The organism is Streptomyces sp. NPDC021212 (genome assembly GCF_044332925.1).
Classification (GTDB): Bacteria; Actinomycetota; Actinomycetes; order Streptomycetales; family Streptomycetaceae; genus Streptomyces.
In genome coordinates this window covers 164,174-179,062 of the sequence record NZ_JBIRPZ010000007.1, presented here as the reverse complement: position 1 = coordinate 179,062, position 14,889 = coordinate 164,174, and the positions used below count along the sequence as shown (strand labels likewise).

Below are 14,889 nucleotides of genomic sequence, written 5' to 3'. Positions count from 1 at the left end.
CCTACAACCCCAGCAGCTCCACATCGGCCCGCATCTGGTCGCGGGCCAGGTCGAGCACCAGGCGGGGCAGCCGGAACCGGCAGTGGCCGTCCGGGCCGGGGTCGGGGGCGAAGTCGATCAGCTGGGCGTCCAGCAGTCTGCCCAGCACCCGCCGGGCCTCGGCGGGGCCCGCCCCGAGCCGGTGCAGCGCCTCCCGGAAGGAGAACTCCCCCTCGTGGGCGAGCAGCCGCACGGCCGACCAGTCGGCCTCCCCGGCGGCCGCGTAGCCGCGCATCAGGCGCTTGCGCAGATCGACGTCCCCGACCGCGAACTCGTCCAGCCGGTCCGGCGACTCCAGCGCGTCCGCCAGCCCCTCCATGGGCCAGCGGCGGTGCCCGGCCAGCCGTCCGCCCGCGATGCGCAGCGCCAGGGGAAGCCCCTCGCACGCCTCCACGATGCGCCGGGCGGCCCCGGGCTCGGCCGCGACCCGCTGGGCGCCGACGATGTGCCGCAGCAGGGTCAGGGAGTCGTCCGGGGGCAGCGGGTCCAGCTCCACGACCCGGGCGCCGTCCAGCCCGGCCAGCGGGGTGCAGCTGGTGACGAGGGTGGTGAAGACGGGCGAGTTGGGCAGCAGCGGACGTACCTGGGAGGCGCTGGTGGCGTTGTCGAGCACCACCAGGGCCGGTTCGGCGTCGTCGGCGTGGGCGCGGTACCGCCACAGGAGTTCGCTCAGCTCGCACAGAGGAGGGGCCGTGTGGTCGAGTTCCTGGAGGAGCTCGGCCAGGGCCTGGGAGGCGTCCTTGGGGCGGCCCTGCGAGTCCATCAGGTCCACGTAGTACCGGCCCCCGGGGAACGCCCCCTCGGCGGCGTGCGCGGCGGCCACCGCCAGCGAGGACTTGCCCACCCCCGGACGGCCGGTGACCAGCGTGACCTGCCAGGGGGCGGGCGCCTCCGCCGAATGGGCGCCGACATCCGGGAACAGATCGTCCAGCTCGCGCCGCCGGCCGGTGAAGTCCGCGAGGCCGGGCGGCAGCTGGACGGCGGCGGTGTCCCGCCCTGCGGGGGCGGCCGCTCGCGGGGGCATCGCGTACAGGGTGTCGCGCGGAGCGGGAGTGGGGGAGGTGCCCGCGAGGATGTCCTGCTGGAGGCGGCGCAGGACGGTGCCCGGCTCCAGGCCGAGTTCGAGGGAGAAGAGCCGGCGCGCGTCGTCGAAGGCGATGAGCGCGTCGCTCTGCCGTCCCACCCCGTGCAGCGCCTGCATGTACTGGGCGCGCAGCTGCTCCCGGTACGGGTGGGCCACGATCAGCGGCTCGACCTCCTCCAGCACCTCGTGGTACAGCCCGAGGCCCAGCCGCGCCGTGAACAGCACCTCCAGCGCGGACAGCCGGCGCTCCTCCAGCCGGGCGGCCTCGTCCTCCAGCAGCGTGGGCCCCTCGAGACCGGTGAAGGGACGGCCCCGCCACAGCGTCATGGCGTCGCCCGTGAGCCGGTCGACGCGGGCCGGATCGCCCGCGGAGGCCGCGCGGCGCGCGAGGTCGAGGGTGTGCTCGAACCGCACCGTGTCGATCTTCTCGGGATCGATGGCCAGCCGGTAGCCGGGGCGCTGATGGACGACCCGGGCCGTCTCGTCGGCCGCCGCGAGCGTACGGCGCAGATGGTGCACGTACACCTGAATATTCTTCGCCGCGCTCTTCGGCGGGTCCTCGTTCCACAGGGCGTCGACCAGGTGGTCCATGGAGACGACCTGGTCGGGCCGGCACAGGAGCGCGCCGAGCAGAAGCTGCTGTTTGTGCGGACCCAGTGGTACGGATCCCGTCGCGGTCGTGGCGATGAGCGGGCCGAGCACACTGAACTGCATATCCCCGCGTTTCCTTCCCCGTCTTTTTGGTGCCCGTTACGTAGGCGATGGAGGGCATGGAGCAATGGCCGCAGGGCCCAGGCGGTACACCGCCTGGGCCCTTTTCCTCACGGTGTCCGGCTGATTACCAGACGAAGTTGCCGCTCAGCGGGGAGTCCACGCTGTGCGGGACGACGTCCTCGGCGGAGTCCAGGCGCTGCTTGATGGAGTTGAGCAGGGTCACTTCCTCCTGGCTGAGGGAGGAGATGGCCTCCAGCTGCTGCGGGTTGGCGCCCTTGAAGTTGTGCCCGGCGGCGACCAGTTCCTTGAGCGCGTCGAACGACATGGTGAATCTCCTTCGTAGGGTGTGTGGTGCGGGAAACTCATCTGTTGCGCGTTGCCTCTTTGTTCGGGCGGCGATCTTCCGCCCCCGTCCCCCATGTCCCTCCTCGGGCTTAGGCGTTGGCGGTTGTCGTGAGCGTGTGGGAATCGAGCACCGTCGCGAGGGCGTTGTTGGCGGCGTCGATGGAATGGAGTGCGCTGAGCCCGATGGCCGTGACCAGTTCCGGCGTGAGCGGCGCCTCGTCGAGGGTGCGCATCAGTTCGTCGCGGTGCTTGACGTCGAGCGCGGCGTGGCGCTCCAGGGTGCGGAATCCGGTCCGCGGGAATCCGGTGCGGCGCATCAGTTCCGGCACCATCTCCGTGGACGGCGGATTTCCCTCCAGGACCGCGATGTGGCCGAGCAGGCAGGCCGGGTGGTAATGCTGGATCCAGTAGTACTGGGCGCCGACCAGATTGGCCACGGAGGCGGTCGGAAGACGGCGCAGTGGCTCGTCGGGATCGCATCCGATCGCCGCGAGGTCCTGCCGGAGCCATTCGTCGTGGCCCTGTTCCTCGCGGATGTGCTTGGTGAAGTACGGTACGAGCGCGGCCGCGACCGGATCGTCGTCGGCCAGCTCCCCGCAGCGGGCCAGTGCGCATTCCATCAGCGGCACCGTCGAACGAATGGAACTGTGCAGCATGCAGAGGTATTCGGGATACAGCTCGCTCAGTCGCGGAGAATTCCAAAACCTGCGGGTCGTCGCCATGAGCTGGGGGAGCAGTAGGCCGGTTTTGGCGCGCAGGGCCTGGCTGTGCCGTGTCATATCAGAACGCCTTTTCCGTGATGTTCCCGTGGATGAACCCGAGGATCAGGAATTCAGGGTGGCGATCGCCGCCAGCAACCGGTCGCTTTCTCCCGCGGCCCTGCGCTTCGTCATCGACCAGCACAGTCCGCAGATGGAGGAGAACTGCCGGTCGGCCAGGTCGCTGAAGCCCGGGAGGCCGGTGAGCGGGCCGGGGCCGACGGACCCCAGCGCGGTGAAGAAGGAGTCGCTCGTGAAGTCGCTCACCGCGGTCGCCACTTCGGCGCCGTCCGCGCAGTCCCGGCGCAGCGCCGCCGGGCCCGCGCCCATGATCACGGACTCGTTGCAGCAGACCGTGACCCGGCCGTCGTAGCGCACCACCGCGGCGTCCACGACGTCACAGGGCCCGAAGGAGCGCCCCGCGCGCCGCGCCGGCCGGTCGTAGAGCCCGGCGCCCCTGCCGTGCGGAATGCCATGGGTGGGCACCAGTTCGGCGTGGTCGGCCCAGCTCGGGCCCAGGGCCGCGGCCAATGACTCGCGGGTGCGGTCCAGGGTGTCGCCCTCGTCGATGGCCTGGACCACGATGGGCAGCCCGTGCCGGGCGATGACCCGCGCCGCGTTCCGGAACCGCTCGGGCCCCTGGCTCGCCACATGATGGGCGTCGGTGCTCAGGTAGACGACCGCCGACTGCGCCAGGACCCGGTGGATCCACTGCGGGGCGTGGTCGCTGCGGGCCCAGAAGCCGCTGGTGTAGAGCGCCACATGCTTGCCCGCGGCGGCCAGCTCGGTGACCGCGAGGGTCAGGGCACGTCGCTCGACGAAGGGTTCGCCCCCGGAGATGCCCACCATCCGCACCTCCGGCAGGGCGGCGAGCCGATCGACGATGGAGGCGAAGAGCGCGTGGTCGGTGATGCGCGGGCTGTCCGGGCGGGAGTCCACCGAGCAGTGGGCGCAGCCCACCGGGCAGCGGTCGGTGATGAACAGCAGCACCGAGGCGCCCCGGGTGCGCCGGATGCTCAGCACCTCCCGGTGGCCGAGCCGGTTCATACCAGGCTCCCCGCGGGCGTTCTGCGCGACGGATCGTGGCCCAGGGACACCAGGTCGGCGTACTTGGCGATGCCGTAACTCCGGGCGAAGGCCAGCGGTCCGGCCTCCACCAGCAGCGATTCGGTCTGCTGCTCGATCAGCCGGGTGGCGGGCCGGTCGGCCAGCTCCCGGACGGCCCGGGGCACCGCGGGGTTCTTGGAGAGCACCCAGCAGGTCTCGCAGTACCCGGGGCTGCCGCAGCCGTCGCCGATGCTGCCGCCATTGCCGCCGCTGCTGGCTTCGCCGCCGGTGCTGCCGTGGCGGCCCATCAGGTATTCGGGTCCGGTGGCGCGGATGGCCCGCACCATCGGGTTCTCCAGCGCGCGTTCCTTGATGACGGGCCAGCTGTCGCGGGCGATGTGGCCCAGGTACAGATGGGGCGGCAGCGGTACCTTGCCGTCCATCACGTCCTGGTTGCCGCACGCCGTCACCTGCCCGTTGAAGCCGATCACCGGCCACGCGGAGACCGCGCAGGGAGAGGGGGCGACGGCGGACTTGGGCAGCGGCACGCGCTTGAGCAGCCAGGCGTCGGCGCGCCCGTGCGGGCTGATCGGCGCCACCAGCATCGGCACCCGGTCGTCGAACACCCGCCGCACCTCGGCGGTGACGTCGGCGAGGTACGGATCGTCCGGGCCGAGGCCGGTCAGCTGGAGGCTGACGTCCTTGCCCTCGTCCAGCAGCTCCCGCAGGACCCGGAAGACCGAGGCCCGGGGCACCTCCTCCTCGTGGAAGCGGTCGAGGCTGGCCGAGAAGTGGTCGACCGCGTCGATGGCCCGCTTGAGCGGCCGTGGGATGCGGCCGCGGTCCGCGAAGTAGAGGCCGGACACGACGTGGGAGCGGGACCCGGCGGTACGCGCCAGTTCGGCGATCTCCCGTACCAGACGCGGCCGCAGCAGCGCCTCGCCCCCCGACATGAGCACGAACTCCGGACGGTTTTCCGGTGTGAAGGATTCCGCGAATTTCCGGAACATCTCTTCCGGATATTCCTCACTGTCCAGCATGGAGCTGGTGGAACAGTGCTTGCAGTGCAGCGGGCACCTTCGGGTGATACCGAAAAAGACGGCGGAGGCCGGCACCGGTCGGTAACGCAAGATCTCCATGAGGTGCACCAGGAATCCCCCTCCTGTGACGGCTCATTGGGTGTTGCGCTTTCTATGGTGCGGCGCCGGCCTTGAATCGAACTTTGGTGCCGGTTGCGAACTGGTTTTCCAGTGCGGGTTGAAATAGTCTCAGGCCGCCGGAAGGGCGCCGTCCGCCCGATTGCGCAGGGCGAGTGCGGCCGGAAGTGCCGTGGACACCAGGGCCAGTGCGGTGACGCCCGTGAGCACCAGCGCGTAGCCCCCGGGAGGAATGCTGAATTCCATCGATCCGGTGAGCGCCCCGTTGGCCCCCGCGAGGCCCGCGCAGGCGATGGCCGTGCCGACCGCGGCACCGATCAGGACCGCGATGAAGGTCTCCAGATAGAGCATGCGGCTGATCTGTCCCCGGCTCGCGCCCAGCAGCCGCAGCAGAGCGAACTCCCGCGCCCGCTCGGCCGTTCCCATGAGAAGTCCGTTGACCACCGAGACCGCCGTGAACATCACCAGCACGGACAGCACGAGATACGTGCCCGTGGTGTTCTGGGCGAGGGCGGTGCGGGTGGCGGCGGCGTATTCCCCGACGTCCGTCACTTTCGCCGTCGGATGGGCGCGCACCAGCGTGTCGGCGGCTTCCCGCAGCCGCTTCTCCTCACCGGATTTCGCCCGCACCAGCACCAAGTCGTCCAGTTTCTGGTGCATATGGGGGGCGAGATAGCGCTCGGAGAGCAGAATGTCCCCAAGGCCCAGCGGCCGGTCGAATACCGCGCCGACGGTCAGCGACACCTTCGTACCGTCACCGAGCCAGCCGCGCAGCCGGTCGCCGACATGCAGCGAGTGCTCCTTCGCATGGGTGCGGCTGACCGCCACCGTGCCGTCCTTCTCCAGGCTCGTCAGCGAACCCTCCCGCAGCCCCAGGTCGAGCACCTTGGCCGCGGCCGCCGGGTCCAGCGCCTGCGCCCCCAGCACGTCCGGGGTGCCCAGCACGTACGACACGAAGGTGGTCGAACGGGTCGCCGCCACCGCCTCCGCGCCCGGCAGCCGGCGCGCCGCCGCCACCACATCGGGCGGCAGCCCGGGCGCGTCCCGGGGCAGCAGCACCACATCGGCGCGGGTGCGGCGGTCGGTCTGCTCGGCGGTGATCCGGTTGAGCGACCCGGTGACCAGCAGCACCGTGCACGCCATCGTCGTGGTGAGCATCAGCGCCGACGCCACGGAGGCGACCCGGCGCACCGAGGTACGGGAGTTGGCGTGCGCGAGCCGCCCGCCGGCGCCGATCCAGGACACCAGGGCGCCCAGCGGCGGCTCCAGCACCCGGGTGAGCAGCGGCCCCAGCAGCACCGCGGCTCCCATCAGCAGCATCACGACCAGGTACTGGAAGGCCACCCCGACCTCGCCGCCGATGTGCTGGGTGGCGAAGAACAGCGCGATCCCGCCGCCGAGCGCCACCAGGGCCGACAGCAGCCGGGAGACCGGCATGATCCGGCGCGGCGCGGCCGCCTCCTGGAGCGCGTCCGCGGCCCGGATGCGGGCGACGCGTCCGGCGGCGAAGAATCCGGCGAGCAGCGCGAGCAACAGGGTCGCGCCCGTCGCGATCAGGAACGGCAGCGGCCCCACCACCAGTTCGTAGGCGGGCGGCACCGACCCGCGGTCCCGCAGCGCGCTCAGGACCACCCGCGCCAGCGGCACCGCGAGGGCGAACCCGGGCACCAGCCCGATCACCGCTGCCAGCACGGTCTCCCAGGTGACGACGCGCCGGACCTGCCAGGGCGTCGCCCCGACCGCCCGCAGCAGCGCGATCTCATGGGTGCGCTGGAGGACGCCGAGGGCGATGGTGCCGCCGAGGACGAAGACGGCGAGGAAGCCGCCGAACCCGGCCATCGGCCCGAACAGCAGCGTCGCGTCGTCCAGTCGCCGCGCGGTGTCCGGCGCCCCCGCCTCGGCCCGGGCGTCCCCGGTCAGCACATCGATGCCCGGCTTGTCGAGCGCCTTCTTCAGCTTCCCGGCCAGCTCGTCCGCGTCCACTCCCCGCGCGGGGAAGACGCCGACGGCCGCGGCCTCGCCGCCGGAGCGGGACAGCCGCTCGGCGGTGGCGGCCGAGAAGAACAGCGCCGACTGGTCGGGCAGCGCGTCCCGGCCCTTCGGAGCGGCGACTCCGGAGATCCGGAACCGCTGCGTGCCCGAGTCCGTGACCACCATGACGGTGTCGCCCGCCTTCAGACGCGCGCGGGCCGCCACCGAGGCGTCCACCGCGACCTCGTCGTCCGCGCCCGGCGCCCGCCCGGAGCGCAGGGTGAACGGGGTCAGCGCGGCGGCCTCCCAGGCGTGGCCCTGGGCGGGCCCGTCCTCCCCTCCGGCCAGCGGGACCCCGTCCGGGCCGACGGCCTGGGCGTAGAACGGGGTGTCGGCGACCACGCGGCCCACCCCGTCGACCGCCCGCACCGCGTCGACGGCCTGACGGCCCATCCGCGGGGGCTGGTCCAGTGGGTAGCGCTCATGGTCGACGTTCTGCCCGGATCCGGTGCGTACGACCAGATCGGGATCCATGCGGACGACGGCCGCCGTGGCGCCGAAGCGGTCCGTTTCCGGGACGGCCCGCAGCCCCGACTCGATCAGCACTCCGCACGCGGCGAGCAGCATCGCGGCCAGGGCCGAGGCGCACAGCGCGCCGATGAATCCGTAGCGGTGGTGCCGGATTCCGCCGAGGGCGAGGCGCAGCACCGTCAGGCCCCCATCCGCGCCATGCGGTCGGCGACCCGCTGCGGCGTCGGGTTCTCCATCGCGTCGACCAGGGTGCCGTCGGCGAGGAACAGCACCCGGTCCGCGTACGCGGCGGCGCCCGGATCGTGGGTGACCATGATGAGCGTCTGACCGGTGCCGTCGACCACGTCGCGCAGCAGCCGCAGCACGTCCTGGCCCGACGACAGGTCCAGGGCGCCGGTCGGCTCGTCCGCGAAGACCACCTCGGGCCGGGTGACCAGGGCGCGGGCGACGGCCACCCGCTGCTGCTGGCCGCCGGACAGCTCGGCGGGCCGGTGACCCAGCCGCTCGGTGAGCCCGGTGCGGTGCACCACGTCCCGCATCCAGTCGCGGTCCGGCCGCTTCCCGGCGAGCCGGAACGGCAGCAGGATGTTGTCCTTCGCGGTCAGCGACGGCACCAGGTTGAACGACTGGAAGACAAAGCCGATCCGCTCCCGCCGCAGCAGCGTCAGCTTGTGCTCGCGCAGCCTGCTGATCTCGGTGTCGCCCAGGAACACCCCGCCGGAGGTGGGGCGGTCAAGACCGGCGGCGCAGCGCAGGAAGGTGGACTTGCCCGAGCCGGACGGGCCCATGATGGAGGTGAACGACCCGGGTGGCAGGGCGACGGTGACGCCGCGCAGCGCGTGGACCGTGCCGTCCCCCCGGCCGTAGCGCCTGGTCACGTTCTCCAGCCGCATGGCGGGGAGCGCGCCCCGCGTGGTCATGCGCGCCGTCTGATCCGGCAGCGTCATCAGATGTCGTCCTCTCCGTGGTGGTGCATCGCGTCGTCAGGGGTGGTGGGGGCGGGTGGTGGATCTCCGCGGCGTCGCGAGCCCTGGCACCAGCCCTCGCGGCGTTGTGGTCGGTCGACGACGCTCCGCGTCGCCTCCCTCCTCCGCCTTGCGATCGCAGGCGCCAGGCCCCGCTCCTTCTCCCGCGGAGATCCACCACCCGCCCCCTTCACTCAGCACGCGGGCCGCTCGCGCAACATCCGCCAGGCCGGTACCAGGGCCGAGGCGAGCGCGAGGGCCACCGCGCCCGCGGCCGCGGCGAGGAGGAATCCGGGCGGGCCGCTGATGTGGACGCCGCCGGTCAGCGCCAGGCTGGTGGCGGACAGCACGATCGCGGCGACCGCCCCGCCGAGCAGCACCCCGCAGCCGGCGACGACCAGGCTCTCCCAGGCCACCAGGGCCAGGACGTTGCGCCGGGTCGCCCCGATCAGCCGGAGCATCGCGAACTCCCCGGTCCTGACGAGCGTCGCCATGATCACCGTGTTGGCCAGCGCGAGGGCGGTGAAGGCGGCGATGAGCGCGCTGAAGAGATAGACCGGCCAGGTCTCGTCCACCGCGCCCGCCGCCCCGGCCTCCTGCATCTGCGCGCGGTCGGCGGCCTGGGCCGAGGGCCAGGCTTGCGTCAGCCGCGCCAGGTCCCGGTCCAGGGAGGGCCGGCTGTCCGGGCCGGTGATCAGGTAGACGGCGTCGAGCAGGGGGTCGGGAGTGTGCGGGCGCAGTACGGCGGCGGGCACGACGAGGTCGGCGAAGCCGAGGGAGCGGTCGAAGCGGGCGCCGATCGTCAGGTCCCGCCGGGTGCCGTCGGGCAGCCGCAGCCGGATCCGTTCGCCGGTCTTCCAGCCGTACTCCTTGGCCTGCTCCTCGCTGACCGCGACCGCCCGCCCGGCGGTCAGCCCGCGCAGATCTCCGTCCTTGACGTGGATGTCCAGGGCGCGGGCCACGTTGGCGTCGGCGCCCAGCGCCCGCGCGGTGACGCTCTCGGCCTCGTCGGTGTGCACGGACGTACGCACCCACGCGGTGCTGGTCGAGGAGACCGCGGTGACGCCCGGCAGCCGCGCCGCGTCCTCGGCGACTCCCGGCGGCAGCCCCTCCGCGTCGTGCGGCAGCAGCACATGACCGGCCGTCAGCCGCTGCCCGGCCCAGTCGGCCGCCACGTGCTGCTGGGTGGTCTGCATGAACAGGGCCGATACGGCGAAGCCGACCATCAGCACGATCGGCACCGCGGCGGCCGCGACCTGACGCGGCGCGGCCGAGGTGTTGGCCAGCGCCAGCTGCCCGGTGCGCCGGGAGGAGCCCCGTAGGAGCGCTCCCACGAACGGCGTGAGCGGGCGGACCAGCGCGGGGCCGAGTGCGGCCGCCGCGATCAGCAGCGTCAGGACGCCGCCGAACGCCAGCCCCGCCCCCGACACCCCGCCCATGGAGATGCCGAACGCCAGGAACAGCCCGGTGAAGACGAGGAAGGCCAGCCCGGTCAGCACCCGCGACCGCGGCATCCGCCGCTCCGGCGCCGCGGCCTCCCGCAGCGCCTCCGCCGGTCGCACCCGGGCGGCGCGGCGCGCGGCCGACCAGACGGCGAGCCGGGTGATGACGAGCCCGGCGACGGCGGCCCCGCCCAGTGGCCACGGCCCGACCTCGACCGTCAGCTCCTCCGGCGCGATCCCGAGCGAGACGAGCGCGTCGGCCAGCGGCCCGGCCAGCGCGGCGCCCGCCGGGATGGCGATCGCCCCGCCGACGATCGCGACCAGCAGCGTCTCCCAGCCCAGCATGCGCTTGATCTGACGGGGCGTGGCGCCGATCACCCGCAGCAGCGCGATCTCCTGGTAGCGCTGGAGGATCGCGAAGGCGAAGCCGCCCGCCATCACGAACAGGGCGACGAACACGGCCAGCGAGCCCATGGACACCACGAAGACCAGGGTGTCGATGAAGAGCACATCACTGGAGGAGACCTCGGTCTCGCCGGTGTCGGTCAGCACCGTGACCGCCGGACCCGCCCCGAGCGCCGCGCGCACCCGGCTCGCGACCGCCTCCGGGTCGGCGCCCGCGGCGGTGGTCACCGCGATCGCGTGCACCCGGTCCCCGGCCGGGGCGAGCCGGGCGGCGGTGTCCGGCGCGAAGAACAGCGCCGACTGATCCTTCGTCAGCCCGTCGCGCGGTCCGGCGGCGATACCGCTCAGCCGGTACGTATGGCGGCCCTCGGCCCCGGTCAGCACGGTGACGGGGCGGCCGACCCGCAAGTCCCCCCGGCGCGCCGTGGCCGCGTCCACCACCACCTCGTCGTCCGCACCCGGGGCCCGGCCCGTGCGCAGGGTGTACGGGGTGACGCCCGCGCTCGCCCAGGAGTGGCCGTAGGACCGGGTGCCCTGCTCGGGGGTGACGGGGCTGCCGTCGGGGCCCACCGCCTGCGCGTAGAAGGCCAGGTCGGGGACGGCCGAGCGGACGCCCTCGACACCGCGCACCCGCTCCACCAGCCGGGCGGGCACCTGCGGGCGCGGCACCAGCGGCGCCTCCACATCGCCGAACCCGGGCCGGTGCTCCTTGCCGTCGAGGCCCACGTCGGCGTTGCCCGCGACCACCAGGGACGCCCCGTGGAAGCGGTTCGGCTCGCCGTGGCCGCGCAGCGCGGACTCCAGCAGGATCCCGGCGGACGTGAGCAGCATCAGGGCCAGCGTCACCGCCGCGAGGGAACCCGCGAACAGGGAACGCCGGGCGCGAAGCGTACTGAAGGCGAGCCGCAGCACGGCGCTCCTCATGTCGTGATTCGTGTCGACCCAGGGGTGTCTAGGGCAGGATCCTCCGGGGGTCTGTCCGAATTCTGTCCGCCGTCTGTCCGCCCGGGCCGTTCATGTCGGCCGGTCCGGGCCTGTTCGCGGGACAGCCGTACCCGGTCCATGGTCCGATATCACCCATGGAGTTCGAATTACTCGGCGACCTCACGGTTCGTGACGGCTCCGGCGCGGCCCTCGCCATCGCCGGGGCCCGGCCGCGCGCCCTGCTGGCCCTGTTGCTGCTGCACGCCCCCTCGGCGGTCAGCACCGGCCGGATCCTGGACGAACTGTGGACGGGGGCACGAGCCAAGGACCCGATGGCGGCCCTCCACACGGCGGTGGCCAAGCTCCGCCGCGCCCTCCAGCCGCACGCCCCCGGCCTGGTGGTCACGGGTCCCGCGGGCTACCGGCTGGACCTGACCGGCCATACGGTCGACGCCCGGCTGCTGGACGGGGAGCTGGCCCGGGCCCGCGCCACCGAGGACCCCGGCCGCCGGGCGGCACTGCTGCGCGCCGCGCTCGACCGGTGGTCCGGGACCCCGCTCGCCGGACTGCCCGCGCTGCCGTTCGTCCAGGCCGAGCGGGCCCGGCTGGAGGCGCTGCGGCTGACCGTCCTCGAAGAGCGCGCCGACGCCGAACTGGCCGCGCACACCGCGGCGGGCGGGTCTGCCGGGGGAGCGGCCGGGGGAGCGGATCCGGCCGATCTCGTCGAGGCGCTACGGGCCGCCGCCCGGGCCGACCCGGACCGCGAGCGCCTGCACGCCCTGCTCATCCGGACCCTCCAGGCGTGCGGACGGCAGGCCGAGGCGCTGGGCGTGTACCGGGCGGCGCGCGCCGATCTGCGCGAGCGGCTCGGCATCGAGCCGGGCCCCGAGATGCGCGCCGCCCAGCAGGCCGTCCTGCGCGGCACCTCCGCGTCTGTGGCGGGGGCCGGGACCGCGCCCGGCACCGCGCATGGGGGCGGCACGGCGACCGGGACCGCGCCCGGTATCGCGGCCGGGGCGGGGGCCGCGGACGCAACCGGCACCGGCATCGGGAACGGCACCGGCACCGTCCGGCCGCGGGGCGGGACCGCAACCGGTCCCACCGTCCGCCCTGGCCTCCGCCTCCCGCCCGGCACCGACTTCGTCGGGCGCGGCCCCGAACTCGCCGCGGTCGCCGCCCAGCTGGCCGAGGCCCGGCTCGTCACCGTGACCGGCACCGCGGGCATCGGCAAGACCCGGCTGTCCCTGGCCGCCGCCGCCCGCGAACAGGAGGCCGGTACCACCGTATGGCGCGTGGACCTGGTGCCCTGCTCACCCGCCGACGTACCCGGCGCGGTCGCCGCGGCCCTGGGTATCGCGCCAGGACCCGCCGAAACCCTCGCCGACCGGATGCGGCTCGCCGTCGACCGCGCCCCCCGATGCCTGCTGCTCCTCGACAACTGCGAACACCTCACCGAGGCCGCCGCGGACCTCACGGCACGCCTGCTCGACGACTGCCCCCGACTGCGGGTGCTGGCCACCAGCCGGGAAGGACTCGGCCTGGCCGGCGAATCCCGGCTCGCCCTGCGGCCCCTGACCGGCCAGGACGCCGTCCGGCTGTTCCTCGACCGGCTCGCCAGGGTCTCCCCGCCCGCCGCCCGTGCCGCCAACGGGGACGAGGTCCGGGACCTGTGCGAGGCCGTCGACCGGCTTCCGCTCGGCATCGAACTCGTCGCCCCCAAGGCCGCGTCCACCCCGCTGCCCGTCATCGTCCGCCAGCTGCGCACCCGCCGCGGTCTGCTGGAGGTGCCGCTGCGCTCCGCCGACGCCCGCCACGGCACCCTGCGCGCCGCCCTCGACTGGAGCTACCGCCTCGTCACCGACGAGGAGCGGGAGGTGTGGCGAGCGGTGTCGGTGTTCGCCGCGCCCTTCACCGTCGACGCCGCCGAGGCGATCGCCGGACCCGGCGCGGGCGACACCCTCGCCCTCCTCGCCGAGAAGTCGCTGCTCGTCTACGACCCCGGCCCCGGCAGCCCCCGCTACCGCATGCTCGTGTCCTTACGCCAGTACGCCCGGCAGGCGCTCGCCGAGCACGGCGAGGAGACCGGCTGCTTACGCCGCCACGCCGACTGGGTCGCCGCCCTCGCCCAGCGCACCGACGCCGCCCTGCGCACCGGCAGCGGCCCGGCCGCCTTCGCCGAGATGACCGCCGTGACCCCCGAAGTGGCCTGCTGCCTGGACTGGCTCCAGGACAGCGACGACCCCGGCGACCGGCTGCTCGGCTCCCGCATCGCCACCCATCTCTCCCTCTACTGGATGGCCGCGGGCCGGCGCCAGGAAGGCCACCGGCGGCTGCTGCGGGCCCTGGAATCCACCCCGCCCACCGCCGACTGGTACGCCGAGAGCCTGGCCTGGTGCGGCTGGCTGGGCGTCAACATCCGCCGGGCCGGGGACGACGACGAACTGCTGCGCCAGGCCCTCCCCGCCGCCGAGAAGCGCGGCGACCCGGCCCAGGTCACCCTGGTCGGAGCGCTCGCCCTCACCGTCCACGTCCGCCAGGAGCGGCTGGCCGAGGCGCGCGAGGTGGCCCGGCGCACCGCCTCCGCACTCGACGAGCACGGCCACCGCTGGGAGACCGGGGTGTGGCAGCTGTTCCACAGCGAGCTGCTGGTCGCCGAGGACGAACGGCGCGCCGCCCTCACCTCCGCCATGACCGCCCGGGAGCTGCTGACCACCCTCGACCCGCACTCCGCCGCCACCGCGCAGATCATGACCGGCATGGCGTACGAGCGGCTGGGCGAGCGCGCCCTGTCGGTGCGCGCCTTCCGCGCCGCCCACGACGAACTGCGGCTCATCGGCGCCGAGCACGAGGCCGCCTACGTCAAGTGCGTGCTCGCCTGCGCGGCCGCGGGCGACGGTGAATGGGACGACGCCACCTCCTTCGCCGACGCCCTGGAGAAGTACGCCCGCGAGAGCGCCGAGGGCTATCTGCTGGCCAAGGTGGAGACCGTACGGGCGCTGGCCGCCCGCGCCCGCGGCGACCTCGACCGGGCCGAGCGGCTGCACCTCCGCGCCTCCGAGCGCTACCAGAACGGCAATCGCCCCGAATGCGCGGCCCACGACCTCACCATGCTCGGCGTGGTCGCGGCCGAGCGCGGCGAATCGGTGCTCGCCCAGGTCCGCTGGGAACACGCGTTGCGCACCGCCCGCATGTCCGGCCGCCGCTACGCCGAGGTCCTGCCGCTGCGCGGCCTCCTCGCGCTGCGCGAGGCCCAGGGCGACGAGACGGCCGCCGCCGAGCTGCGCGACCGGCTGGAGCGCACGGTCCGCGAGGCGCCGCCGTCGCGCACCACCGAGTGCCCGTTCCATCTCGCGGTCTCCACGGTCGCGTGCGACGCGACCGCCCGCCCCCTGCCCGGCGGTTGACGGCCCCCGGGCCGGTCACGGGCCGGTCGCGGGCGCCGGGCCCCGCGTCCGTTGTCAGTGGCGCGTGCGAAGGTGGCGACACCTGGGGGGAAGCACAACAAAG

The 14,889-nt window shown here is 73.8% G+C and carries 9 protein-coding genes; 1 reads left to right on the top strand and 8 read right to left on the bottom strand.

Translation table 11 applies throughout. The features are described from left to right. Position 1: 1 nt before the first annotated feature. The 8 genes from ACH4SI_RS20315 to ACH4SI_RS20280 form a co-directional block, all read right to left on the bottom strand. Complete coding sequence (locus ACH4SI_RS20315; protein WP_398297443.1) at positions 2–1,837, bottom strand: BTAD domain-containing putative transcriptional regulator; 1,836 nt, start codon at positions 1,835–1,837, stop codon at positions 2–4. A gap of 124 nt (positions 1,838–1,961) precedes the next feature. Beyond that, positions 1,962–2,162 (bottom strand): aroma-sacti cluster domain-containing protein, encoded by a 201-nt coding sequence (locus ACH4SI_RS20310; RefSeq protein WP_398297441.1) that lies wholly within the window; start codon positions 2,160–2,162, stop codon positions 1,962–1,964. Positions 2,163–2,271: 109 nt separating this feature from the next. Next, complete coding sequence (locus ACH4SI_RS20305) at positions 2,272–2,802, bottom strand: iron-containing redox enzyme family protein (RefSeq protein ID WP_398297439.1); 531 nt, start codon at positions 2,800–2,802, stop codon at positions 2,272–2,274. Between the two features lie 204 nt (positions 2,803–3,006). Then, positions 3,007–3,987: a radical SAM protein gene (locus ACH4SI_RS20300; protein WP_398297437.1), complete on the bottom strand. Its 981-nt coding sequence runs from the start codon at positions 3,985–3,987 to the stop codon at positions 3,007–3,009. Further along, entirely contained in the window at positions 3,984–5,126 is a 1,143-nt protein-coding gene (locus ACH4SI_RS20295; RefSeq protein ID WP_398297435.1) for a radical SAM protein, read from the bottom strand. The genes ACH4SI_RS20300 and ACH4SI_RS20295 overlap by 4 nt, the downstream gene beginning before the upstream one ends. A 129-nt stretch (positions 5,127–5,255) precedes the next feature. Continuing rightward, positions 5,256–7,823, bottom strand: a complete 2,568-nt coding sequence (locus ACH4SI_RS20290) for an FtsX-like permease family protein (protein ID WP_398297433.1) — start codon at positions 7,821–7,823, stop codon at positions 5,256–5,258. A 2-nt stretch (positions 7,824–7,825) separates the two neighbouring features. Beyond that, the gene (locus ACH4SI_RS20285; protein ID WP_246097672.1) at positions 7,826–8,593 is read right to left on the bottom strand and encodes an ABC transporter ATP-binding protein; all 768 of its coding nucleotides are present in this window, start codon (positions 8,591–8,593) and stop codon (positions 7,826–7,828) included. A 212-nt stretch (positions 8,594–8,805) separates the two neighbouring features. Continuing rightward, entirely contained in the window at positions 8,806–11,382 is a 2,577-nt protein-coding gene (locus tag ACH4SI_RS20280) for an ABC transporter permease (RefSeq protein ID WP_398297430.1), read from the bottom strand. Positions 11,383–11,537: 155 nt separating this feature from the next. On the opposite strand from ACH4SI_RS20280, the gene ACH4SI_RS20275 reads away from it, so the two are divergent. Further along, entirely contained in the window at positions 11,538–14,786 is a 3,249-nt protein-coding gene (locus ACH4SI_RS20275; protein WP_398297428.1) for an AfsR/SARP family transcriptional regulator, read from the top strand. Positions 14,787–14,889 lie beyond the last annotated feature (103 nt).

Bases quoted from the DNA above. Each gene is read 5' to 3' on its own strand.
- ACH4SI_RS20310 (WP_398297441.1), bottom strand. From the start codon at position 2,162: ATGTCGTTCGACGCGCTCAAGGAACTGGTCGCCGCCGGGCACAACTTC.
- ACH4SI_RS20305 (WP_398297439.1), bottom strand. From the start codon at position 2,802: ATGGAATGCGCACTGGCCCGCTGCGGGGAGCTGGCCGACGACGATCCG.
- ACH4SI_RS20285 (WP_246097672.1), bottom strand. From the start codon at position 8,593: ATGACGCTGCCGGATCAGACGGCGCGCATGACCACGCGGGGCGCGCTC.
- ACH4SI_RS20295 (WP_398297435.1), bottom strand. From the start codon at position 5,126: ATGGAGATCTTGCGTTACCGACCGGTGCCGGCCTCCGCCGTCTTTTTC.
- ACH4SI_RS20315 (WP_398297443.1), bottom strand. From the start codon at position 1,837: ATGCAGTTCAGTGTGCTCGGCCCGCTCATCGCCACGACCGCGACGGGA.
- ACH4SI_RS20275 (WP_398297428.1), top strand. From the start codon at position 11,538: ATGGAGTTCGAATTACTCGGCGACCTCACGGTTCGTGACGGCTCCGGC.
- ACH4SI_RS20300 (WP_398297437.1), bottom strand. From the start codon at position 3,987: ATGAACCGGCTCGGCCACCGGGAGGTGCTGAGCATCCGGCGCACCCGG.
- ACH4SI_RS20280 (WP_398297430.1), bottom strand. From the start codon at position 11,382: ATGAGGAGCGCCGTGCTGCGGCTCGCCTTCAGTACGCTTCGCGCCCGG.